The 26153-nt window shown below is 39.5% G+C and carries 28 protein-coding genes, 1 riboswitch and 1 other annotated feature; of the genes, 26 read left to right on the top strand and 2 right to left on the bottom strand.

Annotated elements, in window-relative coordinates; translation table 11 throughout:
• The first annotated feature begins 4 nt into the window (after positions 1-4).
• The 10 genes from rfbD (at position 5) to ADG03_RS05980 (ending at position 12806) form a co-directional block, all read left to right on the top strand.
• Positions 5-856 carry a dTDP-4-dehydrorhamnose reductase gene (gene rfbD / locus ADG03_RS06025; protein ID WP_049472001.1) on the top strand — a complete coding sequence of 284 codons (852 nt, stop codon included), beginning with the start codon at positions 5-7 and terminating at the stop codon, positions 854-856.
• Positions 857-963: 107 nt separating this feature from the next.
• On the top strand, positions 964-2112 hold the full coding sequence (gene cps2T, locus ADG03_RS06020; RefSeq protein WP_049472000.1) for a beta 1-4 rhamnosyltransferase Cps2T: 1149 nt from the start codon (positions 964-966) through the stop codon (positions 2110-2112).
• Entirely contained in the window at positions 2109-3050 is a 942-nt protein-coding gene (locus ADG03_RS06015; protein ID WP_049471999.1) for a glycosyltransferase family 2 protein, read from the top strand. The genes cps2T and ADG03_RS06015 overlap by 4 nt, the downstream gene beginning before the upstream one ends.
• Positions 3050-3856 carry an ABC transporter permease gene (locus ADG03_RS06010; protein ID WP_003003247.1) on the top strand — a complete coding sequence of 269 codons (807 nt, stop codon included), beginning with the start codon at positions 3050-3052 and terminating at the stop codon, positions 3854-3856. The genes ADG03_RS06015 and ADG03_RS06010 overlap by 1 nt, the downstream gene beginning before the upstream one ends.
• Entirely contained in the window at positions 3856-5079 is a 1224-nt protein-coding gene (locus tag ADG03_RS06005) for an ABC transporter ATP-binding protein (RefSeq protein WP_049471998.1), read from the top strand. The genes ADG03_RS06010 and ADG03_RS06005 overlap by 1 nt, the downstream gene beginning before the upstream one ends.
• Positions 5080-5091: 12 nt before the next feature.
• A complete protein-coding gene (locus ADG03_RS06000; RefSeq protein WP_049471997.1) occupies positions 5092-6441 on the top strand; it encodes a glycosyltransferase in 1350 nt (449 codons plus the stop codon).
• A 1-nt stretch (position 6442) separates the two neighbouring features.
• Entirely contained in the window at positions 6443-8188 is a 1746-nt protein-coding gene (locus ADG03_RS05995) for a rhamnan synthesis F family protein (protein ID WP_049471996.1), read from the top strand.
• 10 nt (positions 8189-8198) lie between these two features.
• Positions 8199-9686, top strand: a complete 1488-nt coding sequence (locus ADG03_RS05990) for a DUF2142 domain-containing protein (RefSeq protein WP_049471995.1) — start codon at positions 8199-8201, stop codon at positions 9684-9686.
• A gap of 23 nt (positions 9687-9709) precedes the next feature.
• A complete protein-coding gene (locus ADG03_RS05985) occupies positions 9710-12235 on the top strand; it encodes an LTA synthase family protein (protein ID WP_049471994.1) in 2526 nt (841 codons plus the stop codon).
• A gap of 94 nt (positions 12236-12329) precedes the next feature.
• Entirely contained in the window at positions 12330-12806 is a 477-nt protein-coding gene (locus tag ADG03_RS05980) for an EbsA family protein (RefSeq protein ID WP_049471993.1), read from the top strand.
• A gap of 9 nt (positions 12807-12815) precedes the next feature.
• Here the strand turns inward: ADG03_RS05980 and ADG03_RS05975 are convergent, their stop codons facing one another.
• Positions 12816-13016: a ferredoxin gene (locus tag ADG03_RS05975; RefSeq protein WP_003003472.1), complete on the bottom strand. Its 201-nt coding sequence runs from the start codon at positions 13014-13016 to the stop codon at positions 12816-12818.
• 45 nt (positions 13017-13061) lie between these two features.
• Here ADG03_RS05975 and ADG03_RS05970 point away from each other — a divergent pair, with 45 nt between their 5' ends.
• The 15 genes from ADG03_RS05970 to ADG03_RS05900 all read left to right on the top strand — a co-directional run bounded on the left by ADG03_RS05970 (position 13062) and on the right by ADG03_RS05900 (position 24963).
• Positions 13062-13517, top strand: a complete 456-nt coding sequence (locus ADG03_RS05970) for an SAG1386/EF1546 family surface-associated protein (protein ID WP_049471992.1) — start codon at positions 13062-13064, stop codon at positions 13515-13517.
• Positions 13518-13531: 14 nt separating this feature from the next.
• Positions 13532-14212, top strand: a complete 681-nt coding sequence (gene cmk / locus ADG03_RS05965) for a (d)CMP kinase (RefSeq protein WP_049471991.1) — start codon at positions 13532-13534, stop codon at positions 14210-14212.
• Between the two features lie 23 nt (positions 14213-14235).
• Positions 14236-14364: a sequence feature (ribosomal protein L20 leader region), on the top strand.
• Between the two features lie 16 nt (positions 14365-14380).
• The gene (gene infC, locus ADG03_RS05960) at positions 14381-14911 is read left to right on the top strand and encodes a translation initiation factor IF-3 (RefSeq protein ID WP_003003721.1); all 531 of its coding nucleotides are present in this window, start codon (positions 14381-14383) and stop codon (positions 14909-14911) included.
• A 33-nt stretch (positions 14912-14944) separates the two neighbouring features.
• Positions 14945-15145, top strand: coding sequence for a 50S ribosomal protein L35 (gene rpmI / locus ADG03_RS05955; protein WP_003003453.1), 201 nt, complete (start codon positions 14945-14947; stop codon positions 15143-15145).
• A gap of 49 nt (positions 15146-15194) precedes the next feature.
• Positions 15195-15554, top strand: a complete 360-nt coding sequence (gene rplT / locus ADG03_RS05950; protein WP_000124830.1) for a 50S ribosomal protein L20 — start codon at positions 15195-15197, stop codon at positions 15552-15554.
• A 103-nt stretch (positions 15555-15657) separates the two neighbouring features.
• Positions 15658-16125: a deoxycytidylate deaminase gene (locus ADG03_RS05945; protein WP_049490930.1), complete on the top strand. Its 468-nt coding sequence runs from the start codon at positions 15658-15660 to the stop codon at positions 16123-16125.
• A gap of 128 nt (positions 16126-16253) precedes the next feature.
• Positions 16254-16685, top strand: a complete 432-nt coding sequence (locus ADG03_RS05940; RefSeq protein ID WP_049471990.1) for a hypothetical protein — start codon at positions 16254-16256, stop codon at positions 16683-16685.
• 397 nt (positions 16686-17082) lie between these two features.
• The gene (gene metK, locus ADG03_RS05935) at positions 17083-18273 is read left to right on the top strand and encodes a methionine adenosyltransferase (RefSeq protein WP_049471989.1); all 1191 of its coding nucleotides are present in this window, start codon (positions 17083-17085) and stop codon (positions 18271-18273) included.
• Between the two features lie 192 nt (positions 18274-18465).
• A complete protein-coding gene (locus ADG03_RS05930) occupies positions 18466-19725 on the top strand; it encodes a UDP-N-acetylglucosamine 1-carboxyvinyltransferase (protein WP_049471988.1) in 1260 nt (419 codons plus the stop codon).
• A gap of 56 nt (positions 19726-19781) precedes the next feature.
• On the top strand, positions 19782-20333 hold the full coding sequence (locus ADG03_RS05925) for a GNAT family N-acetyltransferase (protein ID WP_003003737.1): 552 nt from the start codon (positions 19782-19784) through the stop codon (positions 20331-20333).
• Entirely contained in the window at positions 20326-21603 is a 1278-nt protein-coding gene (spxR, locus tag ADG03_RS05920) for a CBS-HotDog domain-containing transcription factor SpxR (RefSeq protein WP_049471987.1), read from the top strand. Before ADG03_RS05925 ends, spxR begins: the two co-directional genes overlap by 8 nt.
• Before the next feature lie 21 nt (positions 21604-21624).
• Entirely contained in the window at positions 21625-22485 is an 861-nt protein-coding gene (locus tag ADG03_RS05915; protein WP_003015764.1) for a methionyl aminopeptidase, read from the top strand.
• Positions 22486-22569: 84 nt separating this feature from the next.
• Positions 22570-23541 carry a YihY/virulence factor BrkB family protein gene (locus ADG03_RS05910; RefSeq protein ID WP_049471986.1) on the top strand — a complete coding sequence of 324 codons (972 nt, stop codon included), beginning with the start codon at positions 22570-22572 and terminating at the stop codon, positions 23539-23541.
• Between the two features lie 253 nt (positions 23542-23794).
• The gene (locus tag ADG03_RS05905) at positions 23795-24259 is read left to right on the top strand and encodes a MarR family winged helix-turn-helix transcriptional regulator (RefSeq protein ID WP_049471985.1); all 465 of its coding nucleotides are present in this window, start codon (positions 23795-23797) and stop codon (positions 24257-24259) included.
• Positions 24256-24963, top strand: coding sequence for a B3/B4 domain-containing protein (locus ADG03_RS05900; RefSeq protein ID WP_049471984.1), 708 nt, complete (start codon positions 24256-24258; stop codon positions 24961-24963). Before ADG03_RS05905 ends, ADG03_RS05900 begins: the two co-directional genes overlap by 4 nt.
• A gap of 24 nt (positions 24964-24987) precedes the next feature.
• Here the strand turns inward: ADG03_RS05900 and ADG03_RS05895 are convergent, their stop codons facing one another.
• The gene (locus tag ADG03_RS05895) at positions 24988-25431 is read right to left on the bottom strand and encodes a GtrA family protein (protein ID WP_021153029.1); all 444 of its coding nucleotides are present in this window, start codon (positions 25429-25431) and stop codon (positions 24988-24990) included.
• A 28-nt stretch (positions 25432-25459) separates the two neighbouring features.
• A riboswitch (PreQ1 riboswitch) is annotated at positions 25460-25566 on the top strand.
• Here ADG03_RS05895 and ADG03_RS05890 point away from each other — a divergent pair.
• Complete coding sequence (locus ADG03_RS05890) at positions 25564-26073, top strand: QueT transporter family protein (protein WP_049471983.1); 510 nt, start codon at positions 25564-25566, stop codon at positions 26071-26073. Its footprint overlaps the riboswitch before it by 3 nt.
• The last annotated feature ends 80 nt before the right edge of the window (positions 26074-26153 follow it).

The raw sequence follows: 26153 nt of genomic DNA, 5'->3' as shown, positions 1-26153 counted from the left end.
TAACATGATTTTAATTACAGGTGCAAATGGTCAACTTGGAACGGAGCTTCGCCATTTGTTAGACGAACGAAATGAAGAATATGTAGCTGTTGATGTAGCTGAAATGGATATCACAAATTCAGAGAAAGTAGACGAGGTATTTGCGGAAGTAAAACCAACCTTGGTCTACCACTGTGCTGCCTATACAGCTGTTGATGCTGCGGAAGATGAAGGTAAAGAGTTGGACTATGCCATCAACGTGACGGGTACGGAAAATGTAGCAAAAGCGTCTGAAAAACACGGTGCAACCTTAGTTTATATCTCAACCGACTACGTTTTTGATGGGAAAAAACCAGTGGGACAAGAATGGGAAGTAGACGATCAACCAGATCCTCAAACAGAGTACGGTCGTACCAAACGTATGGGGGAAGAATTGGTTGAAAAACATGTTTCCAATTTCTATATCATCCGTACGGCTTGGGTTTTCGGGAACTACGGTAAGAACTTTGTCTTCACCATGCAAAACCTTGCCAAGACTCATAAGACTTTGACGGTCGTTAATGACCAACATGGTCGTCCAACCTGGACACGTACTCTTGCTGAGTTTATGACTTATTTGGCTGAAAACCGTAAGGAATATGGTTATTACCACTTGTCTAACGATGCGAAAGAAGATACAACTTGGTATGACTTTGCAGTTGAAATCCTCAAAGATACGGATGTAGAAGTGAAGCCAGTGGATTCTAGCCAATTTCCAGCTAAGGCAAAACGCCCACTGAACTCCACGATGAGCTTGGCAAAAGCGAAAGCTACAGGATTCGTTATTCCAACTTGGCAAGATGCCTTGAAAGAGTTCTATAAACAAGAAGTGAAATAAGATCAAATAGAAGCGGCCCTCAAGGGTCGCTTTTCTGTTTGGATTAGGCAAAAAGCCTAGAAAATGGTATAATTGAATAGACTGTGAATGATTTGAAAGGGAACTCTATGCAACATGTTTTTATTATCGGAAGTCGTGGGCTTCCGGCTCAATATGGCGGTTTTGAGACTTTTGTGGATCAATTGGTTTCGCATCAAGTGTCTCCAGATATTCAATACCATGTTGCCTGCCTTTCTAATGATCAAGCTTATCAACATTTTGACTACAAGGGTGTGGATTGTTTTACCATTAAAGCCCCTAAGCTTGGGCCTGCGCGTGTCATCGCCTATGATATGATGGCCATCAACTATGCCTTGAAGCTTATTAAGAAACAAGGAATTGAACAGCCGATTTTTTATGTCTTAGGAAATACAATCGGAGCCTTTGTGGCGCCCTTTGCGCGTAAGATTCATAAGATAGGCGGAAGATTTTATATCAATCCAGATGGACTGGAGTGGAAGCGGGCCAAGTGGGCTAAACCGATCCAAGCCTATCTCAAGTATTCTGAAAAGATCATGACGCGCCATGCGGACTTGGTAATTTCAGACAACCCAGGTATTGAGTCTTATATCAAGGAAGCCTATCCTTGGTCCAAGACGACCTATATTGCTTATGGGACGGACCTATCTCCGACCAGCCTAAATAGTCAGGATAATAAGGTCCGAGAATTCTATCACAAGTGGCAGACTCAAGAGAAAAACTATTACCTAATTTTGGGCCGCTTTGTCCCAGAAAATAATTATGAGACTGCCATTCGTGAATTTATGGCCTCTTCCACCAAACGGGATTTGGTGATTATTTGTAACCAAGAAGGCAATCCCTATTTTGAGGAGCTCCGAGTTCGAACTGGATTTGATCAGGATCCTCGTGTTAAGTTTGTAGGAACGGTCTATGATCAAGACCTGTTGAAGTATATCCGTAAAGAAGCCTTTGCCTATATCCATGGTCATGAAGTGGGCGGAACCAATCCTGGTCTCCTAGAGGCTCTTGCTCAGACGGATCTCAATTTAGTTTTAGGGGTCTCCTTTAACCAAACGGTTGCAAAAGATTCGGCTCAATATTGGACTAAAGAAACTGGAAATTTGGCGCATTTGATTAACCAGGTCGATCCTTTAGAAGACGTATCTGAATGGGGGCAACGAGCCAAGGCCAATATGAAGCAAAACTTTACCTGGGAAAAAATTGTAGGTGAGTACGAGGAATTATTCTTATCATGAAAGTAAATATCTTGTTGTCCACCTATAATGGTGAACAGTATCTAAAAGAGCAGGTCAAAAGTATCCAAGACCAGACTTATCCAGACTGGCAACTCTTGATCCGAGATGATGGGTCAACCGATGGTACGGTAGAGATCATTCAAGAGTTAGTTGCCCAGGATGAGCGCATTCGCTTTATCAATCAAGGTGCTATCGAAAATCTCGGCGTTATCAAGAGTTTCCATACGCTTCTGAAATATGAAAAAGCTGATCTTTATTGCTTCAGTGACCAAGATGATGTCTGGCTTCCTGAAAAAATTGCTCTTCAAGTAGCAGAAGCGGCCAAGCATCCTCAAGAAGAGCCTTTGCTGGTCTACACAGATCTAAAAGTGGTTGATGAAAACTTGAACGTGCAGCATGAGAGTATGATTCGCACCCAGTCTGATCATGCCAATACAGAACTGATTCAAGAGCTGACAGAAAATACGGTAACTGGCGGAGTGGCCATGATTAACCACGCTCTGGCGGAGTTATGGACAGGTCAAGAAAAACATGCGCTCCTTATGCATGATTGGTATTTGGCCTTGTTGGCAACTGCCTTTGGGAAGCTCATCTATATCGATCAGCCAACAGAATTGTACCGTCAGCACAGTAGCAATGTTCTGGGGGCTCGTACCCTTAGAAAACGGGTCAAAAACTGGGTTCGCCCTCATATTCTTTTTGCTAAGTATTGGAATCTCATTGAATCCAGTCAAGAACAAGCAAAAAATCTATTGGATCTGCCTGTCAGTTCCCAAACTAAAGAAATTATTGAAAACTTTGTCACCATTATGGATGTTCCACTAAAAGAACGTTTGAGACGGATTCGTAAGTACGGTTACCGGAAGAACCGAGCTTTTCATACGGTTGTGTTTACCAGCTTGATTCTGACAAAGTTTGCATATCGAGGTAAAAAATAATGTTTGACGTTTTTAGTCAGAAAAATCGAATTTTATTACGAGAATTAATCAAAACAGACTTTAAATTACGCTACCAAGGATCGGCGATCGGTTATCTTTGGTCCATTTTAAAGCCCCTGATGACCTTTACGATCATGTATATTGTCTTCATCCGATTCTTACGTTTGGGTGGAGATGTGCCTCATTTCCCAGTTGCCCTCTTGTTGGCCAATGTAATCTGGGGCTTCTTCTCAGAAGCAACATCTATGGGGATGGTGTCGATCGTTAGTCGAGGCGACCTGTTGCGGAAGTTGAATTTCTCCAAACATATCATTGTCTTGTCTGCGATTTCAGGAGCAGCCATCAACTTTGTCATTAACCTTGTAGTGGTCTTGATTTTTTCATTCTTTAATGGGGTGACATTCTCTTGGACAGCCTTGATGGTCATTCCGTTGTTCTTTGAGTTATTCTTGATGGCGACAGGATGCGCACTGATCTTAGCGACATTCTTTGTTCGTTTCCGTGACTTAGGTCAAGTATGGGAAGTACTCCTGCAAGCCGGCTTGTATGCGACGCCAATTATCTATCCGATTACCTTTATTGCAGACCGCAATCCATGGGCTGCTAAGTTGGTCATGATGAATCCTTTGGCTCAAATTATTCAAGACATGCGTTATTTCTTGATTGATAAGGCCAACACCCCTGTCTGGCTTTTGGTGGAAAATAAGTTCTTGGTTTTGATTCCTTATGTTTTACCAATTCTTATTTTTGTCGCTGGCTTTGCTTACTTTAACAAACATGCTAAGAAATTTGCGGAGATTCTCTAATGACAGATAAACAAATTGCAGTAAAAGTAGACCATGTCAGCAAGTACTTTAAGTTGCCAACAGAAGCAACCAATAGTCTTCGAACTGCTCTGGTCAATCGCTTCAAAGGAATCAAAGGCTATAAAGAACAGCACGTTCTCAAGGATATTTCATTTGAAGTAGAAAAAGGAGACTTTTTCGGGATCCTCGGAAGAAATGGTTCTGGGAAATCAACCCTCTTAAAAATTATTTCTGAAATCTATGTACCGGAAAAAGGTACTGTCACTATCGATGGGAAACTGGTGTCCTTTATCGAGCTTGGAGTAGGCTTTAACCCAGAACTGACAGGTCGTGAAAATGTCTATATGAACGGGGCTATGCTTGGCTTTTCAACAGCTGAAATTGATGCCATGTATGATGATATCGTAGACTTTGCTGAGTTGCATGAATTCATGAACCAAAAGCTCAAGAACTACTCATCAGGCATGCAGGTTCGTCTAGCCTTTTCGGTTGCCATTAAGGCCCAAGGCGATATCTTGATTTTGGATGAGGTTCTCGCAGTAGGAGATGAGGCCTTCCAGCGCAAGTGTAACGATTACTTCCAAGAGCGCAAGAAATCAGGGAAAACCACGATTCTGGTTACCCATGATATGGGAGCCGTTAAGAAATATTGTAACAAGGCTGTTTTGATTGAAAATGGTTTGGTGAAGGCTTTAGGGAGTCCAGAAAATGTTGCCAATCAGTACAGTTTTGATAATACAGCTCCTTTGCAACAGGGAGGAGAAGCTAATGGAGCAGGTAATTCAAACCAGGAAGAAAATGTCTTGGTCGAAAACTTTCAGCTTCAGTTGTTAAGTTCGAACAAATTACGCCCTCAGGATCCTATTCAATTCCAGATTGATTTTGATGTTCGTGAAGATATCCAGACCTATATCGCTCTGTCTTTGACGGATATTGATCGGAACATTTGGATCTACAATGATAATTCTATGAATCAACTGATGAGTGGAGCTGGACATAAAACGGTTCATTATACTTGTTCACTGCCAACAGTAAATGACTTGAAAATGAAATTAGAAGTGACAGTAAGGGATGCTGAAGGGCAGATGTTGGCTTTTTCAGATGCTACCCAAACTCCACTGATCTTTATCAATCGAGATGATATAGCTTTGGATGATAAATCAGCAATGGATGCGGCAAGTGGCTTAATCCAACGCAATGGAACATGGTCAATGACTGACTAGACTGAGGGAGATATGGAAACGACGCCTTTTGTTTCGATTATTTGTACGGTTTTTAATAAAGAGCCCTGGCTAAAGAAGACGATTGATAGCTTCTTAGCCCAAGAGACAGAGTTTGCTTATGAGATTATCTTGGTGGATGATGCTTCAAGTGATGGATCTCGTTCCATCATTCAGGATTATCAAGCAAACTACCCTGACCTGATCCGTGGCTTTTATCAGAATGAGAATCAGGGAATCGCCAAAACCTGGGTAGCTATTTGTAAGGAAGCACGGGGGCAATACATTGCTCGCTGTGACGGAGATGATTTTTGGGTTGACCCTTTAAAACTTCAGAAACAGGTTGACTTATTAGAAAGTAAACCTGATTGCAAATGGTCCAATACAGATTTTGATATTTATGATGAAAAAGGAACTCTCGTTTCTAAGGCTGGCTTTGCTAATCATACGATCCCATTAGCAGATACTTATGAAAAGATGCTGGCAACAAGAGGCTTTACCATGGCCTCTACATGGTTAGTAGATAGAGATCTGATGGTAGAAGTCAATCAAGAGTTAGACTTAACGACATCAGATGATACTTTCAACCTCCAATTGGAGCTCTTTCAACGGACTTCTTTAGCCTATCTGGATGAAGCGACAGTTGCTTATACCATTAATCAAGGATCGGATTCTCGTCCTACTGATTTTAAAAAATTAGAACGACGATTTCATAAGTTGTTGAAAACACAACTTGAGTATCTTGATAAATATCCAAATGCCGATTATAAAGAGATGACGAAGATCCTTTTAGATCGTAATAATACTTATGAGATTCGTCTTTCCAAACCAATGGATTCTCTTTCACACATCGGAATGGAGTCTGTTACAATTTATTTTGGTGACGAAGAAAATACTTATTCGGAAGATCGTACCATGACCAAACTTCTTCAAAAAGAAGATAGTCTAGCAATCGAAATTCCGAAGGGAACTTCTGTTATCCGAGTTGATCTGTCTGAAAGTCCAAGTTATTACTCTGATGTTGAATTGAGAGATTCTAACGGAAAGGTTTGCTGGCCAGTTTATAGTAATGGTATCGTTACAGATAATTTGTTTCTTTTTAGTGAACCAGATCCTCAATTGATTTATGAAGTTGAAGAAGAAGGTGTGTATCAACTGAGCTATAAAATAATTTCTATAGATAATCCCTCTGCACCGGATTATATTGGAAAAGTTTTTGCTGCCGAAATGTTAGATTGTCAAAATAGTTTGAAAAATCTTAAGGCAGAGTTACAAGCTACGAAAGAAGCATATAATACAGTCATCCATTCTCGCCGTTGGACGATTCCAACAAAGATCTTGAAATTCTTTAGAATAAGGAAATAATATGCAACGTTTACTTTTATATGTTCACTACAATAAGTTTAATTTTATTAGTGGACATGTACTTTACCAATTAGAAAACATTCGTCCCTTGTATTCACGGGTGGTCTTTATCTCTAATAGTCAGCTACCAGAAGATGTGAAGTCTAATTTAGTAGCACAGCATCTGGTAGACGATATTCTAGAGCGCCAAAATAGTGGCTTTGACTTTGCGGCATGGCGGGATGGAATGAAGACAGTTGGCTTTGACCAACTGGCTCATTTTGATTCGGTTACCCTCATGAATGATACCTGCTTTGGACCTCTTTGGGATCTAGAACCAATTTATCAGCAGTTCGAACAGGATAATGAAGTGGATTTCTGGGGAATGACCAATTACCGGAAAGACAAGGATTTTAACGAGCATATTCAGAGTTATTATCTTAGCTTTAAAAAACAGGTTATTGAATCAAGTACTTTCCATGAATTTTGGCAGGGTGTTCAAGACTTCACCAATGTTCAAGATGTGATTGATAACTATGAAACCAAGGTCACAACGAATTTCTTGGATGCTGGTTTTCGCTATAAGACGGTCTTTGATACCATTCATGAAGACACCACAGGGATGCTCTATCCGGACTTTTCTTACTACAATCCTACAGCGATTCTCAATCATAAGGTTCCTTTCATCAAAGTCAAAACCATTGCAAACAATGAAGGAATTATGCCTTATATTTTCGACGAGTTGGAGCGTGTATCGAACTACCCATTAGACTTGATTCTCAACCACATGTCTATGATTGATCGTCCGGACTATCCTTATCTCTTGTCTCGTAAGTACTTGAAAAATCAGGAATTAGCTGGAGAGTTCGGTAAAAAAGTTGCAGTTCATCTTCATGTCTTTTATGTGGACCTCTTGGAAGAATTTCTAGATGCTTTTCAAGCCTTTCATTTCGCTTATGACTTATGGATCACGACAGATGTAGAAGAGAAGAAGCAGGATATTGAGAAAATTCTTTCTAATCGGGCACAAGATGCGACGGTTGTGGTGACTGGAAACATTGGACGGGATGTATTGCCAATGCTGGTCTTAAAAGAGCAACTCTCAAAATACGATTATGTTGGCCATTTCCATACTAAGAAATCCAAGGAAGCAGATTTCTGGGCTGGTGAATCTTGGCGGAAAGAATTGATCGAGATGTTGGTCAAACCGGCAGATCAAATCCTTGCCAATATGGAGGCCAATCCAAAAGTTGGAATCACCATCGCAGATATTCCAACCTTCTTCCGATACAATCGAATAGTGGTTGCCTGGAATGAAGCCCTCATTTCACCAGAGATGAACAAGGTCTGGGAACGGATGGGAGCGACCAAGACGATTGACTTCAAAAATCTCAATACCTTTGTCATGAGTTATGGGACCTTTGTTTGGTTTAAATACGATGCTTTGAAACCACTCTTTGATTTGAATTTGACAGCGGCAGATGTTCCAGCTGAACCTCTACCTCAAAATTCGATATTGCATGCGATTGAACGTTTGTTGATATATATTGCTTGGGATCAAAAGTATGACTTTAGGATCTCCCAAAACCCACATGTTCTGACACCATTTATTGATAATAAGCAATTGAACAATCGTGAGGATCTTCAACCCCATACCTTCGTGGACTTTAATCAAATTGGGGGGATCAAAGGAGCTTTGAAGTATATCGTAATTGGTCCTGCAAGAGCTGTGAAATATATACTAAAAAGAATGATAAAAAGAAAGTAGAGTAAATTATATGGGAGTTATTGATAAGACTAAAATTAGGAATATTTTAATCGCTATATTTTTAGTATTATTTTCAAGGGTGTTTTTGGCTAGTTTATTTCAGTTTACTATCAATCTTAAAATTATACTATTAATTATTAGTATTGTAATTTATTTTATTCTTTTTGATCCAAAAGATAAAAAGAAATTGCCAATTAATGCTTTTTTTCTGATAATTATTTTCGGTAGTGTAATTTCAGTAGTGAAACCAGTCCAATATGGATTAGATGAAGAGTCTCATTTACCAAACGTAATCAGTATTTCGGATAGTCCTATTTTTAAATATTCTAATGAGAAATTGGAAGATTATAATTCAGTTTTTAAATATGATGCACTAAGAAATCCTAGTAAAAAAGATAAAAATTATTGGTTCAATGTTGAGCATAAGGAAAGTAAAATTAAAGGAGTAAGAGTTGGATTTGATAATCCAGCCTTTATTCCTAGTGCAATTGGATGGAATATAGGTAGATTAATCTCTAAAAAAGTGTTTGTTTCCTATTATTTGGGAAGAATCTTCGAAGTCATAGCATATGCCATTCTAGTATTTATTGCATTAAAAATCAGCAAAGTTTATAGAGAAGCGATATATTTATTTTCTACATTCCCTGCAGTATTGTACATTATAGCAGGTTATCATTATGATTATTTATATTTTGGAGCAACTTTAATTAGTCTTGCTATATTGACAAATATTCTATCAGGTGAACGTAAAATTGATAGAAAATATGCTTTTGTATTTCAATGCTCTACATTACTATTTTCATTTGCAAAATTTCCGTTTGTATTAATTGGAAGTCTATTTTCAATATTGCCAAATAAGTATTATCAGGATAAATCAGTAAGAAAATTCAGTTCAATCCTGTTTGGTTTAAATTTATTCATTTCCTTTACATACGTTGGAATCATTAAATTGTTTGCTTCAGACAATGCTTTGTCAGGCAAAGGACCAGGACTATTATATTTTGTAACACATCCATTACCATTAATTAGAACTTTACTTTTAGCGCCATACGGTATTATTCATGATTTTGTTTCTGAACCATTGAAATATGTTTCAGAATCGTCTCCGTTTTTAATTGCAATTTCGATAGTTACTTTCTTTTTTGCTATGTTTGTCATTGCATTAAAAAATAAAATTGAAATGCCAACATTTTTTAAATATTACTGTCTTCTTTTACTTGCAGGTATTGCCTCATTAATAGTAATTGCTATTTCAGGAGATCCTAGGGTATACCACAAAGGTGATATTACTGTAGGTGGTGTACAAGGTCGTTATTATTATTTTATTCTGATGTTTTTGCCACTTTTTTGTGGATCATGGTTTAGAAAATTATTTGGTTTTTTAGATATGACAATTCAAAATGAAGATTCGAATTTTGAATGTAGTTTGCAATATATGTTAGTGTATTTAAATATTTTAACAATTAGTATCGGAATATACACTCAATTGCAGGGATAAAAAATTTATAGGAAGGATAAAAAATGAAGAGAAAGAGGAAATTAGATTTAAGAGATTTTCTTTTTAAAATTTATAATAAAATAACAAGAACACAAAAGTACTGTATAGCTCTCTTTCTTTTATTTTTTATAAGCAATACTTTCTTAACACAAAATTTGATTTCTAAAGAGATCAAATCAACAGGATCTGTATTATTCTTAGTTAATCAGTTTGGAATTTGGTTTGGAATTGCCTTCTTAATTCTAGTTTTACTAATTTCACAATACGCTTTAAAATGGATTTTTTTCCTTAAAATTTTAGTTTCATACGTAATCTATTTAATACTATCATACTCGATTGATGTTTCGCTTAATATTAATAATCCTAGTTATAAGATTGATCATTTTGAAAAAAACAATTTTTGGCAATTTAATTCTCTAGTATTTATTTTGTCATTGTTAGTGATTTCTTATGTTTTGGGTCAGATCAAAAAATCATATGATAATAAAGCGAATAGAAAAAAATTAGAACCTATTGGGAAAATGTTCGAATATGTCTTGCATTCTAGCGTAGTTTGTTCGTTCATTTTTACTGATTCTAAAATTCTTTCTTTTTTGTATCGTACATCATGGTATGTATCTGGAAATTTTGAGAAATTAGGAGCAGGAAAGTACTCCTTGAGCCAATTTTGGATTTTAGAATTTCATTTGCTACTCTTAAGTTTTTTCCTGACTTTAGTTGGCTTACTTTTTGTAAAAGGACAAGTTGATGTAGTAAAAAATAGGTCTGGTTTTTCGCTAGCTGCATTTACAAGTATTAGTCTTGCAATATTATTTAATACAGGAATTCAATTGGGTCTAGGCCATGGGGAACCTTTGGTTGGATACTCAATATTTCCTGGAGGTGTAATATTTCAGATATTGTGTTTATCTTATCTGTTTATTTTTCTATATATTATCTTTAATAGATATTTATTTACGACAATATTGATTTTATTTGGTGGGGTTCTGTTTATTGTTGCTAATGCTATAAAATTTAGTATGCGTGCGGAACCAATTTTGCCAAGTGATTTGGTCTGGGTATTTCAACCTTCTGTTTTATTTAGTTTTGTAGATGCTTCGGTTTTAATGACTGTGAGTATTTCCTTAGTCATTTTTACGTTTATCTATATAATAGGACGGAGATATATTTATCCAGGTAGAATTATTCGTGCAACGATCTTAAGATTTGTTTTATTAGGACTTATGCTCTTATTGTCCATTAATGTTTATTCTATTTTTAAAAGAAAAGATAATGGAAAAATTATTGATGACGTTCCGATTATTACCTTGTTAAATAATTTCCAAGATACAAAATGGTTAGGAAATTCCATAAACGCTAGATATCGATCGTTGTCATATGTATGGTTGAATCAAATAACAACAGATCCAATTATAGAACCGAAGGGATATAGTAAAGAAAAAATCAAAGAAATTGAGAAGAAATATGATCAAGTAGCTTTAGAAATCAATAAAAATAGAAATGAGTTAATTGATAATCAAACGATTGTTTATGTTTTAAGTGAGAGTTTTGCTGACCCATCAAGAATTGAAGGGGTAAATTTATCTAGAAATCCTATACCAAAAATTCAAGAAATTAAGACAAAAGTTACAAGTGGATTAATGCAATCAGATGGTTATGGTGGTGGAACCGCAAATATGGAGTTTCAAACATTGACAGGGTTACCTTTTTATAATATTAATCCGACAGTTTCTGTATTATACTCAGAGGTTGCTCCTAAAATGAGAAGACTAATTTCAGTTAGTGATTCATTTAATAATAAAGAAGTTATTCATTTCGAATCTCCAATTAATTATTCTAGAAATGTGATTTACAATAGATTGAAATTCAATAAATTTATAAGCATTGATGATAAAAAGAATTATGATTTAGGTTATCAGGAAGTACATATAAGCGATGAATCTACGTATAAGGCAGTATTAAAAGAGATGGATGCTAAAAAGAATCAATTCTTTTCTGTCATTACGATTCAAAATCACTCCCCATTTATAGCAGGAGAACCTTCAGACTTAACAGCAACAGGCAATGGTTTTTCAGATGATGAAAATACCAAGTTAACGAATTATTCACGTCTTTTAACCTTTACCGACACCGCCACCCAATCCTTCCTGGAAAGTCTTTCTAAAATAGATAAGAAGATTACAGTGGTATTTTATGGGGATCATTTGCCAGGTCTTTATCCTGAGTCCGCCTTTAAGAATAATCCGGAGAGTCAGTATCAGACAGACTACTTCATTTGGAGTAATTTTGATGCACCGAAATTGAATTATCCTTTGGTCAATTCAAGTGATTTCTCTGCTATGGTCTTTGAACAGACTAATTCAAAAGTTTCGCCTTACTATGCTTTATTGACAGAAGTATTGAAAAAAGCAAGTGTCGATAAAAAGGCCTTAGAAGGAGAAGCACAAGAAATTGCAGAGGATTTAAAAATGGTTGAATACGACTTGATTAGTGGGAAAGGTTACCTTTCTAAAGACTTCTTTAAAGTTCCAACTGATAAATCCAATTAAAAGGAGAGCAAGCAGGTAAAAATCTTTGTGATTTTGGCTGTCTGGCTCCCTTTTTTTTGTTTTTTATGCTAAACTATTAGATGGGGGTACGCTCATGATTAAGATATTTGGAAAGGTCCATTATCATTGGCAACCGGACTTATCTATTCTTGTGACTTATTGGTCCATTGCAGTGATTCCAGTCTTTATTGGACTGGCCTTGATGTATGAGAGCTCTAGTGTGCCAACGCTAGTTTTGTTTTCGTTCTTTTTATTTATGGTCTTGCTTGCGATTGGGGTCCATCGTTACTTCACGATCTATGAGGATGGGATCTTGCGGATTATTACAGCTAATCCTTTTACTCCAATCAAGGTAAAGATTGACACGATCGAAAAGGTCGAAGTAAATAAGAAATCGATCAAGCTCATATTTAATGATGGATCGCGCAGTCGAACATTCTGTATGCGTAAATGGCCGAAAAAATACTTTATCAATGCACTTGCCTTAAATCCTTATTTTAAGGGAGAAGTAATCCTGACGGACAATTTCATCCATGTGGATTACTACGAGATGTATTATGCAAACAAATAAAAAGCCCTCTTAATCTTTTAAGAGAGCACGAGTGGGGCATTCTTTAATAGCCTCGAGAACATCGTTTGTGACAGGAACTTCCTTTTCAAGGAGGTCGTCCTCTTCAGCAGCAAATTTAACGATGCCATTGTCATGGTAATCAAATAATTCAGAATAGGTCTGACAGAGACCGCAAGCGATGCAACGATCTGGAATTAACGTAACTTTCATACTTCTATTGTAATGATTTTTACGAGAAAAAACAAGGAGGAAGTCATGGAAAAAGAACCATGGGAAGAAGATATTTACGATGATGGAGAAGAAACATTGAAAAGAACGAGTAAGTTAAACGGAATGAAGGCAGATCGTCTATTGACGATTTTAGCCATTATTTTCTTTGTAGTAGTAGTGGCGATGGTCTGCTTGTTGATTTTCCTTTCAACAGGTGGCAGCAATAAATCAAAACAAATGTCTGGTTTCTACAATGGTGAGACTAAGGTTGAACAGAAAACATCGGCTCCTGCAGCACAAACTGACCAAGCGGCTAAAGACGATGGTTCAAAAGATGAGAACTCTAAAGAAGGTACGATCACTGTTCAAGCAGGTGAAGGGGAAGCGGCGATTGCTGCGCGTGCGGGTATTTCCATTGCCCAATTGGAACAGTTAAATCCTTCTCATATGTCTACAGGATCATGGTATGCGAATCCTGGTGATGTCGTTAAGATTCAGTAGGAGTTGAGGACAGCATGAAACAAATTCAAATTGCCATTGATGGACCGGCTTCTAGTGGAAAATCCACGGTTGCAAAGATCATTGCCAAGGATCTAGACTATACGTATCTAGATACGGGGGCTATGTATCGTGCAGCGACTTACCTAGCTTTGCAAAATAATCTGACAGCCGAACAGGTAGATGACTTGTTAGCCCTTTTAGATCAATATCCAATTAGTTTTGGTCGTTCGGAAGAAGGAGAGCAGCTTGTCTTTGTAGCAGACGTGGATATTACCCATCCAATTCGTGATAACCAAGTGACCAATAATGTTTCGTGGGTCGCAGCGCTTGCGCCTATCCGTGAAAAGTTGGTGGCTCTTCAGCAAGAGATTGCAGAGAAGGGTGGAATCGTCATGGACGGTCGCGATATTGGGACTGTTGTCTTGCCACATGCAGAGTTGAAGATCTTTTTGGTCGCTTCTGTTGAGGAGCGGGCAGAACGTCGCTTCAAGGAAAATGTTGAAAAGGGCATCACAGCGGATCTTGAATTGTTAAAAAAAGAAATCGCTGAGCGGGACTATAAGGACAGCCACCGTGCTGTGTCTCCTTTGAAACCTGCAGCAGATGCCATTCATTTTGACACAACGGGTGTTGGCATTGCAGAAGTTGTGGCCTTTATTGAAGAAAAAGCAAAAAAACTTCTTGACAAAGAATAAAAAACTTGATATCATATAAAAGTTGAGAAAAGCAGAAGTGAGAACTTCTCGCCTTGTGACGCAAGTTGCCTGGCCCCTACGGATCAAGTTTCAGTAATGAAATACATCATGTAGTTCGGGCCTGTTTTGTAGGTCCGTTCTTTGTTTTTCTCGAATAATAAAAAAGAGGTGAAAACCATAGCAAAGCAAGACTTATTCATCAATGATGAAATTCGTGTACGTGAAGTTCGCTTAATCGGTCTTGAAGGTGAGCAATTGGGTATCAAACCACTTAGCGAAGCGCAAGCACTTGCGGACGACGCTAATGTTGACTTGGTTCTCATTCAACCTCAAGCTAAACCTCCTGTTGCGAAAATTATGGACTACGGTAAGTTCAAATTTGAGTACCAGAAGAAGCAAAAAGAACAACGCAAAAAACAAAGCGTTGTGACCGTGAAAGAAGTTCGTTTGAGCCCAGTGATTGATAAGGGTGATTTCGATACAAAACTTCGCAATGCTCGCAAATTCCTTGAAAAAGGAAATAAAGTGAAGGTATCCATTCGCTTTAAGGGTCGTATGATTACCCACAAAGAGATTGGTGCTAAAGTTTTAGCCGACTTCGCTGAAGCAACACAAGATGTGGCGATCATCGAACAACGAGCTAAGATGGATGGACGTCAAATGTTCATGCAATTGGCGCCAGCAACTGACAAGAAATAATCTGTCAGAAAGTTAAAAAAAGGAGAAAATATCATGCCAAAACAAAAAACACACCGCGCATCAGCTAAACGTTTCAAACGTACAGGTTCTGGTGGACTTAAACGTTTCCGTGCTTACACTTCTCACCGTTTCCACGGAAAAACTAAGAAACAACGTCGTCATCTTCGTAAAGCATCTATGGTGCATGCAGGAGATTTCAAACGTATCAAAGCAATGCTTACTCGCTTGAAATAATCGCGTATTCGTAAGTAAAGAATTCTAGGAAATATTGGAGGAAATATAAATGGCACGTGTTAAAGGTGGCGTTGTATCACGCAAACGTCGTAAACGTATTCTTAAATTAGCTAAAGGTTACTATGGAGCTAAACATATCTTGTTCCGTACTGCAAAAGAACAAGTAATGAACTCTTACTACTATGCATACCGTGACCGTCGTCAAAAGAAACGTGATTTCCGTAAATTGTGGATCACACGTATCAATGCGGCAGCTCGTTTGAACGGACTTTCATACTCACAATTGATGCATGGTTTGAAATTGGCTGAGATCGAAGTGAACCGTAAAATGCTTGCTGATTTGGCTGTTAACGATGCAGCAGCTTTCACAGCTCTTGCAGATGCAGCTAAAGCAAAACTTGGTAAATAATTTTATAAGGCTGAGGAGTTTTCCTCAGTCTTTTTTTCTTGCTGATTTCATGCTATAATGAAATCAATTATAGGAGAAATCATATTAGATGGAGGACCTAAAGGTGACACATAATCGACTAGCATGGGATGAATATTTTGCAGCACAGGCCTTACTGATTTCGAATCGAGCGACTTGTAATCGAGCTAAGGTTGGGGCTGTTCTGGTTAAGGATAATAAGGTCATTGCAACAGGTTATAATGGATCCGTTTCTGGGACAGATCACTGTTTAGAGGATGGCTGTCTCATGGTCGAGGGACACTGTGTCCGGACGATTCATGCGGAAGTCAATGCGATTTTACAAGGAGCTGAACGGGGAATTCCAAAAGGGTTTACAGCTTATGTGACGCATTTTCCTTGTCTCAATTGTACCAAGCAATTGCTTCAAGTCGGTTGCAAGAGAGTGGTATACATTCATCAGTATCGAATTGATGAATATGCCGAGTATCTTTACCGTGAAAAAGAAGTAGAATTGGTCAATTTACCAATTGAAGAAGTGAAAAGAGCTATTGCAGAGGCTGATTTTATTTAATGAAGGCTTCCAGTCTATTTTAAAAGTATCATGAATGAAACGTATGAATATGGTGGAAGTAGTAGTGAAATTTTGTATAATAGTCTTAAAGAGAGCATGAAAAATAATATAAAGCTTAGGTGAGAGTTATGACAGATCAACAGAAAAATCCTGAAGTAGATAAAGAAAAAGAGGAATTTGTTTCAGATGAAAGTCTTCTTCCTAACAATGAAATGAAGCCAGAGAAGAGAGTTGGAAATTCTGTAATACTTTCTATTGCTCTGTTTTTAGCCATTGTTTATCTAGTTTTACTTTTATTAGCTGTCTTTGCATTAGGAGCATGGGCTATTGCTTTTTTGTATTTCTTGGGTGTCCATATTATTTGCTTTTTTATAGCGACTATCCTCTTGTGGAATGGAAAAGCAAAGGGCAATAAAACAACTCTTTATATAGCAGCAGCTATTTATGTTTTTTCATTTATTGCTGCGGGTGATCCGGATTGGGTGATTAATCATATACCACCGCTTGTGGTAGGAGTGCTGGTATTGATTGGAACTGTGTTGTTTAAAAATGGAGACTGATTAAAGTAGATAGGGTTGAAAATTTTTAAAGAACTGTTATCATTTAAGTAGGTGGTAGGTCATCGATCACCCATTGGTACACGGACGCCTACCATTTTTGAAGATAAAAAAAGCACCGTGTGAGGGTGCTAGATCTTGCCTGCTGAACTCGTCAATTGATAGATACCCTACGGGGTATTTTTTGTGAACTTTTTAGGAACTTTGAGGACTGTTTAAGTCAGTTTAACTGGGTAGTGCATAGAACGAAAAAGCTGATTTAATGGGCTTTTTGAAAAATCATTTTCCATATCATATGTAATGTGTTATAATGAAGTGTTATATGGTCCCGATAAGGTGATAGTCTATCTATCAGTACTTTGTAACTCTATAACAATATTTTTTAAGGGGGGACATTTTTATGTCAGAACGTAAACTTTTCACGTCTGAATCAGTATCTGAGGGGCATCCAGATAAGATTGCAGACCAAATTTCAGATGCTATTTTAGATGCTATTTTAGAGCAAGATCCAGAAGCTCACGTAGCTGCCGAAACAGCTGTTTATACTGGTTCCGTGCATGTCTTTGGTGAGATTTCAACGACTGCTTATGTGGATATTAACCGTGTGGTTCGTGATACCATTGCAGAGATTGGGTATACTAATACGGAATATGGATTCTCTGCTGAGACGGTAGGAGTACACCCATCTTTGGTGGAACAATCTCCTGATATTGCCCAAGGGGTTAATGAAGCCTTGGAAGTTCGTGGGAATGCAGATCAAGATCCACTTGATTTGATCGGAGCAGGAGATCAAGGTCTTATGTTTGGTTTTGCGGTGGATGAAACAGAAGAACTCATGCCATTGCCAATTTCACTCAGCCACAAATTGGTTCGTCGTTTGGCAGAACTTCGTAAGTCTGGGGAAATCAGCTATCTTCGTCCAGATGCCAAATCACAAGTAACTGTTGAGTATGATGAGAATGACCAGCCAGTGCGCGTGGATACAGTTGTTATTTCAACCCAACATGATCCAGAGGTCAGCAATGAACAAATCCATGAAGATGTAATTAACAAGGTCATCAAGGAAGTGATTCCAGCTTCTTATCTAGATGAGGAGACCAAATTCTTCATCAATCCAACTGGTCGCTTTGTTATCGGTGGGCCTCAAGGGGACTCCGGTTTGACAGGTCGTAAGATCATCGTGGATACTTATGGTGGTTATTCACGTCACGGTGGTGGTGCCTTCTCTGGTAAGGATGCCACTAAGGTAGACCGTTCGGCTTCTTATGCAGCTCGCTATATTGCCAAAAACATCGTTGCAGCTGGTCTTGCTAAGAAAGCAGAAGTGCAATTGGCTTATGCCATTGGGGTTGCTCAACCTGTCTCTGTTCGGATTGATACCTTTGGTACTGGAACAGTCGCTGAAAGTAAGCTTGAAAAAGCAGCACGTGAGCTCTTTGATCTTCGTCCTGCAGGGATTATCCAAATGCTGGATTTGAAACGTCCAATCTACCGTCAAACAGCAGCATACGGCCATATGGGACGGACGGATATCGACCTTCCATGGGAACGTTTGGACAAGGTAGAAGCCTTGAAAGAAGCTGTAAAATAATTCGTTGAAATGGAAAAGTTAGGGTCAAGTTGATCCTAGCTTTTTTTCGTTTTGAAAATTCCTACAGATGGAAAAATAGGTCGATCTGTGGTATAATAGATGCAGTATTTTGAATACGTTGTCCCTTTTATTTCCGTTACAAAAAACGATAGTAAAAGGAAAAAGACTTGAAAGAGCTAATAAATTATTAAGATGAAAAAAATTGTAATAAATGGTGGTCGCCCTCTAAAAGGAGAGGTGACCATTAGTGGTGCAAAAAATAGTGTAGTAGCCTTGATTCCGGCGACCATTCTGGCGGATGATATTGTGACCCTTGATGGGGTACCGGATATCTCCGACGTGGCGAGCCTGATTGAAATCATGACCATCATGGGGGCTAAGATCGAGCGCAAAGAAGACAGTTTGATCATTGATCCTCGTGGGGTGAAGAATATGCCCATGCCATTTGGAAAGATCAACAGTCTGCGAGCTTCCTATTATTTCTATGGCAGTTTACTAGGACGCTATGGTCAAGCAACTGTTGGACTACCTGGTGGGTGTGATCTTGGCCCACGTCCGATCGATTTGCATTTGAAGGCCTTTGAAGCGATGGGAGCCGCTATGACCATGGATGGCTCTAGTATGAAACTTGCGACTGATGGCAAGCCTCTTCAAGGAGCTAACATCTACATGGATACTGTTAGTGTTGGTGCAACGATCAATACGATTTTAGCAGCAGTCAAGGCTGAAGGTCGGACAGTGATCGAAAATGCGGCTCGGGAACCTGAGATTATCGATGTGGTGACCTTGCTCAACAACATGGGAGCTCATATTCGTGGAGCAGGAACAGATATTATTATCATTGATGGTGTTCCACAATTGCATGGAACGAGACATCAGGTGATTCCAGATCGCATCGAAGCTGGAACCTATATTGCCCTTGCAGCTGCTATTGGGGAAGGTATTCAGATCAATAATGTCCTGTATGAGCATTTAGAGAGCTATATTGCTAAGTTAGAGGAAATGGGTGTGCGCATGACCATTTCTGAAGATAGCATCTTTGTAGAAAAGCAAACAGGCTTGAAGGCGATCCAGATCAAAACGTCTCCTTATCCTGGTTTTGCGACTGATTTGCAACAACCGATCACACCTTTGCTCTTAACGGCTGCAGGACGTGGGCGCATTGTTGATACAATTTATGAAAAACGGGTCAACCATGTACCGGAATTGGCCAAAATGGGGGCCACCATTTCGACCTTGAACGACCACATTATCTATGAAGGGCCAAATCAATTGACAGGATCCAGTGTGAAAGCAACGGATCTCCGAGCTGGTGCGGCTTTAGTGATCGCCGGTCTCATGGCTTCTGGAACAACAGAAATTACAAATGTGGAATACATCCTTCGCGGGTATTCAGATATTATTCATAAATTGACCCAACTTGGAGCAGACATCCAGTTGGTAGAGGAATAGTGACAGAACTAGGGATCTGATAGTGGCGGCTGGATACACGAACAATGGAGTTTGAAATGAATATTTGGACGCACTTAGCTGCCTATTCACTAATTGAAACACAAAGGTTGTATTTACGACCTTTTCTCTTTGAGGATGCGGAAGATTTTTATAAGATTGCTTCGAATCCTGATAACCTACAATTTATCTTTCCTGCACAAGCCGATCTTGCTGAAACTCAATATGTACTAGCCAACTATTTCATGAAAAATCCTTTGGGGGTTTGGGCGATCTGTGATAAGGAAACCAATCAGATGATTGGCTCCATCAAGTTTGAAAAGTTGGATGAGATTAAGGGAGAGGCTGAGTTAGGCTACTTTTTACGCAAAGATTTTTGGGGAAAGGGTCTGATGACAGAAGCGGTCAAAGAGTTGGTTTATCTATCGTTTGAGAAATTTCAACTGAAGGAGCTTAAGATTGTCACCCATGTTGAAAATGCCGGGAGTCAAAAGGTCGCTTTAAAGGCTGGCTTTCGTCTCTTTCGTCAATTCAAAGGGAGTGACCGCTATACGCGTAAAATGCGCGATTATTATGATTTCCGCCTAGGTAGAGGGGACTTCTATGAGTAAACACCAAGAGATTTTAGACTATCTCGAAAAATTACCGATTGGAAAACGGGTCAGTGTCCGCAGTATTTCCAATTTTTTGAATGTCAGTGATGGGACAGCTTACCGTGCCATTAAAGAAGCTGAAAATCAAGGAATTGTAGAAACGCGTCCTAGAAGTGGGACCATTCGTGTCAAATCGCAAAAAGCTGTACTAGAGCATTTGACCTATCGGGAAATTTTAGAAATCACTGGCTCTGAAATATTAGCAGGTGAGGAAGGTCTCGAAAAAGAATTTAATAAATTTTACATCGGTGCTATGACGGAGAAGCACGTCCTAGACTATGTGTCTGAAGGAGGCCTTTTGATCGTGGGAGACCGTACTAGCATCCAACGATTGGCTCTTAAGCATGACAATGCGGTCTTAGTGACAGGTGGCTTTGAGGTCAGTGAGGATGTGATTGATCTGGCTAATCAGGTAAAAATCCCAGTCATACGAACTTCACACGATACCTATACCGTCGCGACTATGATCAATAAGGCCTTGTCTAATATGCAGATCAAGACGGATATCTTGACAGTCGAGCAGGTCTATCGGCCCTTCCATGAGTACGGCTATCTTTCTGAGACGGATACGGTCCGGGATTATTTAGATTTGGTTCGAAAGAATCGTTTTAGTCGTTTTCCGGTTGTCAATCAGCACCAGATGGTAGTGGGCGTCGTAACCATGAGAGATGCTGGAGATAAGGCGCCTCAGACGACCCTTGATAAGGTGATGTCACGGACCATTTTTACCACTAATTTGTCCACCAGCATTGCGACGATTAGCCAACGGATGATCGCTGAAGATTATGAAATGATTCCTGTTGTTCGTAATAACCAGACCTTGCTGGGGGTTATTACGCGTCGGGATGTCATGGATCGGATTAGCAAGGTGCAGTTTTCGAGCTTACCAACCTTTAGTGAGCAGATCGGTCAAAAGATTCAGACAGAGAACGACCATTACCAATTCACAGTGGAGCCAAGTATGCTGGAGAAAAGCGGTGTTTTGGCCAATGGGGTCATGATCGAAGTGCTGATGAAGATTATTCGCAAGATGATGCAACACAGTGGGCGTAGCTTGATTGTCGAACAGTTGATCATCAATTTTTTACAGGCTGTGCAGGTGGATGATGTGATCCGCATTGAACCACAACTAGTTCGACGAACCAGACGTTCGGCCTTGGTTGATTTTAGCTTGTATTTAGATCTGCAGCTAGTTGCGAAAGCAACCATTACAATTAAGATTAATTAAACAAAAAGAAATGAGGAGACAATGATTACATTAAAATCACAACGTGAAATTGAAGCCATGGATCGTGCAGGAGATTTCCTTGCCAGCATTCATATTGGATTACGTGACTTGATCAAGCCAGGGCTTGACCTATGGGAAGTAGAAGAATATGTCCGTCGTCGCTGTAAAGAAGCCAATGTCTTGCCACTTCAAATCGGAGTAGAAGGCAGTCTCATGGACTATCCTTATGCGACTTGCTGTGGTTTGAATGACGAAGTAGCCCATGCTTTTCCACGTCACGTCATTCTCAAAGATGGGGATCTCCTCAAGGTAGACATGGTCTTGTCAGAACCACTCGATAAATCTGTTTTGGATGTTTCAAAATTAGATTTTGATAATGTAGCCCAAGTGAAGAAATACACGGAGTCCTATACTGGTGGCTTGGCGGACTCTTGCTGGGCTTATGCGGTTGGAAATGTTTCGCAAGAAGTCAAAGATTTGATGGACGTGACTAAAGAATGTCTTTACAAAGGAATTGAGAAAGCAGTCGTAGGCAATCGCTTGGGAGATATTGGCGCAGCGATTCAAGAGTATGCAGAAAGCAAAGGCTATGGCGTGGTGCGTGACTTGGTCGGCCACGGTGTCGGCCCTACCATGCATGAAGAACCAATGGTACCGCATTACGGTCGTGCTGGACGCGGTCTTCGTTTGCGTGAAGGGATGGTCTTGACGATTGAGCCAATGATCAATACCGGTACTTGGGAGATTGATACTGATATGGAAACTGGTTGGGCCCACAAGACCCTCGACGGTGGCCTTTCTTGTCAATACGAGCATCAATTTGTGATTACAAAAGATGGTCCAGTGATCCTAACTAGTCAAGGTGAAGAAGGAACTTACTAAAAGATTGAGAGGAAAGAATGGAGCTGAAGGCACGTGTCTGGTTTCGCTCTTTGCTCTTTTTTAGTAAAAATGGGGAGGTGACGAATGAAAAAGGTCCTACAAAAAGTACTGGCTCAGCCATTTATAAAGGGCTTCGTGCGGTTTTATCAGAGTGCAGAGTCTGATATCACCAGTATTGCAGTTGCCTATTATTTGCTGATCTCCATTTTCCCTTTGATGCTGATTGCAGCCAATATTCTGCCTTACTTTCATATTCGTCCTACCCAGATTCTTTTGAGCTTACAAAAAGTCTTGCCAGCCTCCTTATATCGAATAGTGGCACAGATGATTTCGAGTGTCTTGACCAAACCTTCGACAGGCTTACTGAGTTTCTCGATTATTTCTGCTTTGTGGATCTTCTCTCAGAGCATTGCCTACCTCCAAAAAGCCTATAACAAGAGTTATGGGGTGGAAAAGGAGCGTGGTATTATCTGGGGGCGACTCTTTAGCTTTCTGATCAGTTTTGCCTTGCAGGGTTTGTTTGGACTCTCGCTGATCCTTTCCATGTTTGGGAAAATGATCGTTCGTTATCTCTATCAGACCTTTTCATTTGATCGGACGATTTATGTGCGCTTACTGAATTTGACAGAGCCGACCATCTATCTCTTGCTTTTTGTTAGTCTGGTCTTGCTCTATTACACCCTTCCAAATGTCAAAATTCCAAAATTTAGATATGTTCTTCCAGGAGCGACCTTCGTTGTTGCTGTCCTGTATGCGATCTTGAATATCTTTTGGAAATATGTGGATCGTTATGTGAGTCATTTTTTAGATGCTCGTTTCTTCGGTTCGGTCGTCCTAGCGGTCATCATGTTTTGGTTCATCTTGGTGGCAAAAATCATGATTATTGGTTGTATTTTAAACGCCAGTATCCAATTTGCCAGAGAAGCCAAGTTCCAAACGCGCAGTGGAGAAATTGTCTCTAAGTTAAAATCAGAAGAAGTGGACTTTCGGCATAGAGAAGTTTCACAAAAATTAAAGCGTCGGTTACGCTTGATAAAAAAAGAAAAAACGGAATAAGGGAGAGTGGGACAGAAATCGGTAATTCGTTAGAATTCGATTTCGTAGTCCCACCTCCGCACAGTTGAGTAGGGCTGTAAAAGCTGATGGGATCAGCGTATTAGAGCCCACTCAACCACTGCGTCTTGCTCGACAATTCAAAAATAATTGAGAGGTTAGGACTTTTGTCCCAGCCTCTTTTTTTCTTACCTATTTTTATTGCATTTGCAATAAAAATGTGTTATGCTATTGTCAATAGGAAAGGAGGAGTGAGATGAGTATTTTGCGTGAGATTGGCATCATTGCGCGAGCACTGGATTCTATAGCAAATATTGAATTTCGAGATTTGGATCTGGCGCGTGGTCAATACCTCTACTTGGTGCGAATTGCCGAGCAACCTGGAATGATTCAGGAAGAACTATCTGACCTCTTGAAAGTAGATCGATCCACCGTTGCAAGGTCTGTAAAAAAATTAGAAGAACGAGGACTGATTCAGCAGCGTCCAAGGGGTGAAAACCTTAAAATCAAGGAATGGGAATTAACTGAAAAAGGTAAGCAGATTTACCCCTTCATTTTAGGGGAACATCTTTACTCTGAAAAAACTGCCTTAAAAGGATTTTCCAAAGAAGAAGTCGCACAGTTAGAGGAGTATCTCATCCGAGTTCGAGAGAATATCACCTTGGATTGGGAGCTAGTCAAAAAAGGTCAAAAAAGAAATTATAGTGAGGTAAAGCAATGAAAGTGACAGTCGATCAAGCATTTTGGGATTTATTTCCAACAGCTAGAATTACAGTGATGTCTTTGTATGGCATTGATAATACAGTAGATGAAGCCAAGGATCCTTATTTCAAAGAATTATTGGACAAGGGTGCCAAGCGAGCATGGGAATTTATCGATGAAGTAAACTATACCCAGAGTGAGTTTGTTCAAGAGTGGCGCCAAGCTTTTAGCAAGTTCAAAACAAAAAAAGGAGCCCGATCTTCCATCGAGGCCCTCTTAAAACGGGTTCACCAGGGACGTGAATTCTATCCGATTAATCCTTTGGTGGATCTTTACAATAGCGTGTCGATGGCTTATTCCCTTCCTTGTGGGGGAGAAGATATGGATAAATTGGTGGGTGGCCTCTCTCTAGGTCAAGCGAAAGGAGGCGAACCTTTCTTTCCATTAGGAGCTGACGAAGATGCGCCAGCTTTGGAAGGGGAGATCATCTACTACGACCAAGAAGGCGCCGTTTGCCGTTGTTTGAATTGGCGAGAAGCTCAAAGAACCATGCTAACTGAAGATACCAAGGATGCTATTTTGGTGATTGAAGCCATTGATGAGGAGCAGGCCAAACGGGCACAAACAGCTATGCAGGAATTGAAAGACCTAGCCAAGGATTATTTTGGGGTCGAAGGAACGATCTATCAATTAAGTGCAGAGCATGTAAGTATAGAAGTTTAAAAGAATAAGGCTGAAACAATCGTTTCAAGCCTTGTTTTTATTTTTAAAGACAAAGAGTTTACTAAAGACGTAATTGAGGACCACAATGGCCACTTGTGCAAAGAGGGTTTCGATTAGATTGATCTGGCTCTTGTTGTTGTGGACGAATTGACCGATAATTCCTGGGAACTGCTTGACAAAAATCTCAGTCAAGGCCATGTCCAGTATAAAGGTTCCAGAGCGCGCAATCGCAAATCGGATCAAGCGCTGAAACCAGCCCTTTCTTTCTTGTTTAAAGACAATGGTATCGTTGGTCGCAAAGGCAAAGAGGATCCCGGCAATGTTTCCAATCGCTGTCGCTAATCGTTCATCACGAGACACATGATAGATGAAGAGGCGGGTTCCGACGGAAACAATGGTTGTGGCAACTCCAAAAAAGAGATAGGATAAAATTTCATTATCAAAAAATTTTTTAATGAGTGTTTTCATAAATTCAGTCTACCATAAAACCTCAAAATATGCTATACTTGAAAGGTTGAAGAAATCAAACCTTCAACCCTTGGTGCTTAAGATCCTTTCGCCAAGCATATTACACGCGGGAAAACCGCTAAAGGAGAATAGATGAAACAGTTAACTGCTCGTGATATGGCACAAATTGCCATTGTTGCTGCGATTTATATCGTATTGACCATTACCCCACCTCTCAATGCGATGGCCTACTATGGCTATCAATTCCGTGTTTCGGAGATGATGAATTTCTTAGCCTTCTACAATAAGAAGTACTTGATTGGAGTGACTCTTGGTTGTATGATTGCTAACTTATTTAGTTTTGGATGGATCGATGTCTTTGTCGGTGGAGGTTCGACCTTTGTCTTCTTAGGACTCGGACTCATTTTATTTGGTCGTTTTAAAAACAAGTTCTTGTTTGACGGTCTTATTCGATTGGACCATTTCTTGTTTGCGATTTTCTTTTCCATTTCCATGTTTACGATTGCCTTGGAACTTTATTACCTTCAAGGCCAACCATTCTTCTATAACTGGTTGACTATGGGATTGGGTGAATTCGCATCCTTGATTTTTGGAGCGATTGTGATCAATCAACTTTCTAAACGGATCGATTTTACAAAATAAGAAGAGAGTGGGACAGAAATCGGTAATTCCTTAGAATTCGATTTCGTCGTCTCACCTCCGCACAGTTGAGTAGGGCTGTA

It is taken from the genome of Streptococcus parasanguinis, assembly GCF_001069785.1.
Lineage (GTDB): Bacteria > Bacillota > Bacilli > Lactobacillales > Streptococcaceae > Streptococcus > Streptococcus parasanguinis_T.
Note: the sequence above shows the minus strand (reverse complement) of the source record. Positions and strands in the feature narration are given on the sequence as shown.

Excerpts from the sequence above, each read along its gene's own strand:
- ADG03_RS05980 (WP_049471993.1), top strand. The coding sequence starts at position 12,330 with ATGATTAAGATATTTGGAAAGGTCCATTATCATTGGCAACCGGACTTA.
- ADG03_RS05910 (WP_049471986.1), top strand. The coding sequence starts at position 22,570 with ATGAAAAAGGTCCTACAAAAAGTACTGGCTCAGCCATTTATAAAGGGC.
- ADG03_RS05970 (WP_049471992.1), top strand. The coding sequence starts at position 13,062 with ATGGAAAAAGAACCATGGGAAGAAGATATTTACGATGATGGAGAAGAA.
- cps2T (WP_049472000.1), top strand. The coding sequence starts at position 964 with ATGCAACATGTTTTTATTATCGGAAGTCGTGGGCTTCCGGCTCAATAT.
- ADG03_RS05940 (WP_049471990.1), top strand. The coding sequence starts at position 16,254 with ATGACAGATCAACAGAAAAATCCTGAAGTAGATAAAGAAAAAGAGGAA.
- ADG03_RS05900 (WP_049471984.1), top strand. The coding sequence starts at position 24,256 with ATGAAAGTGACAGTCGATCAAGCATTTTGGGATTTATTTCCAACAGCT.
- metK (WP_049471989.1), top strand. The coding sequence starts at position 17,083 with ATGTCAGAACGTAAACTTTTCACGTCTGAATCAGTATCTGAGGGGCAT.
- rfbD (WP_049472001.1), top strand. The coding sequence starts at position 5 with ATGATTTTAATTACAGGTGCAAATGGTCAACTTGGAACGGAGCTTCGC.
- ADG03_RS05915 (WP_003015764.1), top strand. The coding sequence starts at position 21,625 with ATGATTACATTAAAATCACAACGTGAAATTGAAGCCATGGATCGTGCA.
- rplT (WP_000124830.1), top strand. The coding sequence starts at position 15,195 with ATGGCACGTGTTAAAGGTGGCGTTGTATCACGCAAACGTCGTAAACGT.
- cmk (WP_049471991.1), top strand. The coding sequence starts at position 13,532 with ATGAAACAAATTCAAATTGCCATTGATGGACCGGCTTCTAGTGGAAAA.
- ADG03_RS05990 (WP_049471995.1), top strand. The coding sequence starts at position 8,199 with ATGGGAGTTATTGATAAGACTAAAATTAGGAATATTTTAATCGCTATA.
- ADG03_RS06005 (WP_049471998.1), top strand. The coding sequence starts at position 3,856 with ATGACAGATAAACAAATTGCAGTAAAAGTAGACCATGTCAGCAAGTAC.
- ADG03_RS05925 (WP_003003737.1), top strand. The coding sequence starts at position 19,782 with ATGAATATTTGGACGCACTTAGCTGCCTATTCACTAATTGAAACACAA.
- rpmI (WP_003003453.1), top strand. The coding sequence starts at position 14,945 with ATGCCAAAACAAAAAACACACCGCGCATCAGCTAAACGTTTCAAACGT.
- ADG03_RS05985 (WP_049471994.1), top strand. The coding sequence starts at position 9,710 with ATGAAGAGAAAGAGGAAATTAGATTTAAGAGATTTTCTTTTTAAAATT.
- ADG03_RS06015 (WP_049471999.1), top strand. The coding sequence starts at position 2,109 with ATGAAAGTAAATATCTTGTTGTCCACCTATAATGGTGAACAGTATCTA.
- spxR (WP_049471987.1), top strand. The coding sequence starts at position 20,326 with ATGAGTAAACACCAAGAGATTTTAGACTATCTCGAAAAATTACCGATT.
- ADG03_RS06000 (WP_049471997.1), top strand. The coding sequence starts at position 5,092 with ATGGAAACGACGCCTTTTGTTTCGATTATTTGTACGGTTTTTAATAAA.
- ADG03_RS05975 (WP_003003472.1), bottom strand. The coding sequence starts at position 13,016 with ATGAAAGTTACGTTAATTCCAGATCGTTGCATCGCTTGCGGTCTCTGT.
- ADG03_RS05930 (WP_049471988.1), top strand. The coding sequence starts at position 18,466 with ATGAAAAAAATTGTAATAAATGGTGGTCGCCCTCTAAAAGGAGAGGTG.
- ADG03_RS05890 (WP_049471983.1), top strand. The coding sequence starts at position 25,564 with ATGAAACAGTTAACTGCTCGTGATATGGCACAAATTGCCATTGTTGCT.
- ADG03_RS05905 (WP_049471985.1), top strand. The coding sequence starts at position 23,795 with ATGAGTATTTTGCGTGAGATTGGCATCATTGCGCGAGCACTGGATTCT.
- ADG03_RS05895 (WP_021153029.1), bottom strand. The coding sequence starts at position 25,431 with ATGAAAACACTCATTAAAAAATTTTTTGATAATGAAATTTTATCCTAT.
- ADG03_RS06010 (WP_003003247.1), top strand. The coding sequence starts at position 3,050 with ATGTTTGACGTTTTTAGTCAGAAAAATCGAATTTTATTACGAGAATTA.
- ADG03_RS05995 (WP_049471996.1), top strand. The coding sequence starts at position 6,443 with ATGCAACGTTTACTTTTATATGTTCACTACAATAAGTTTAATTTTATT.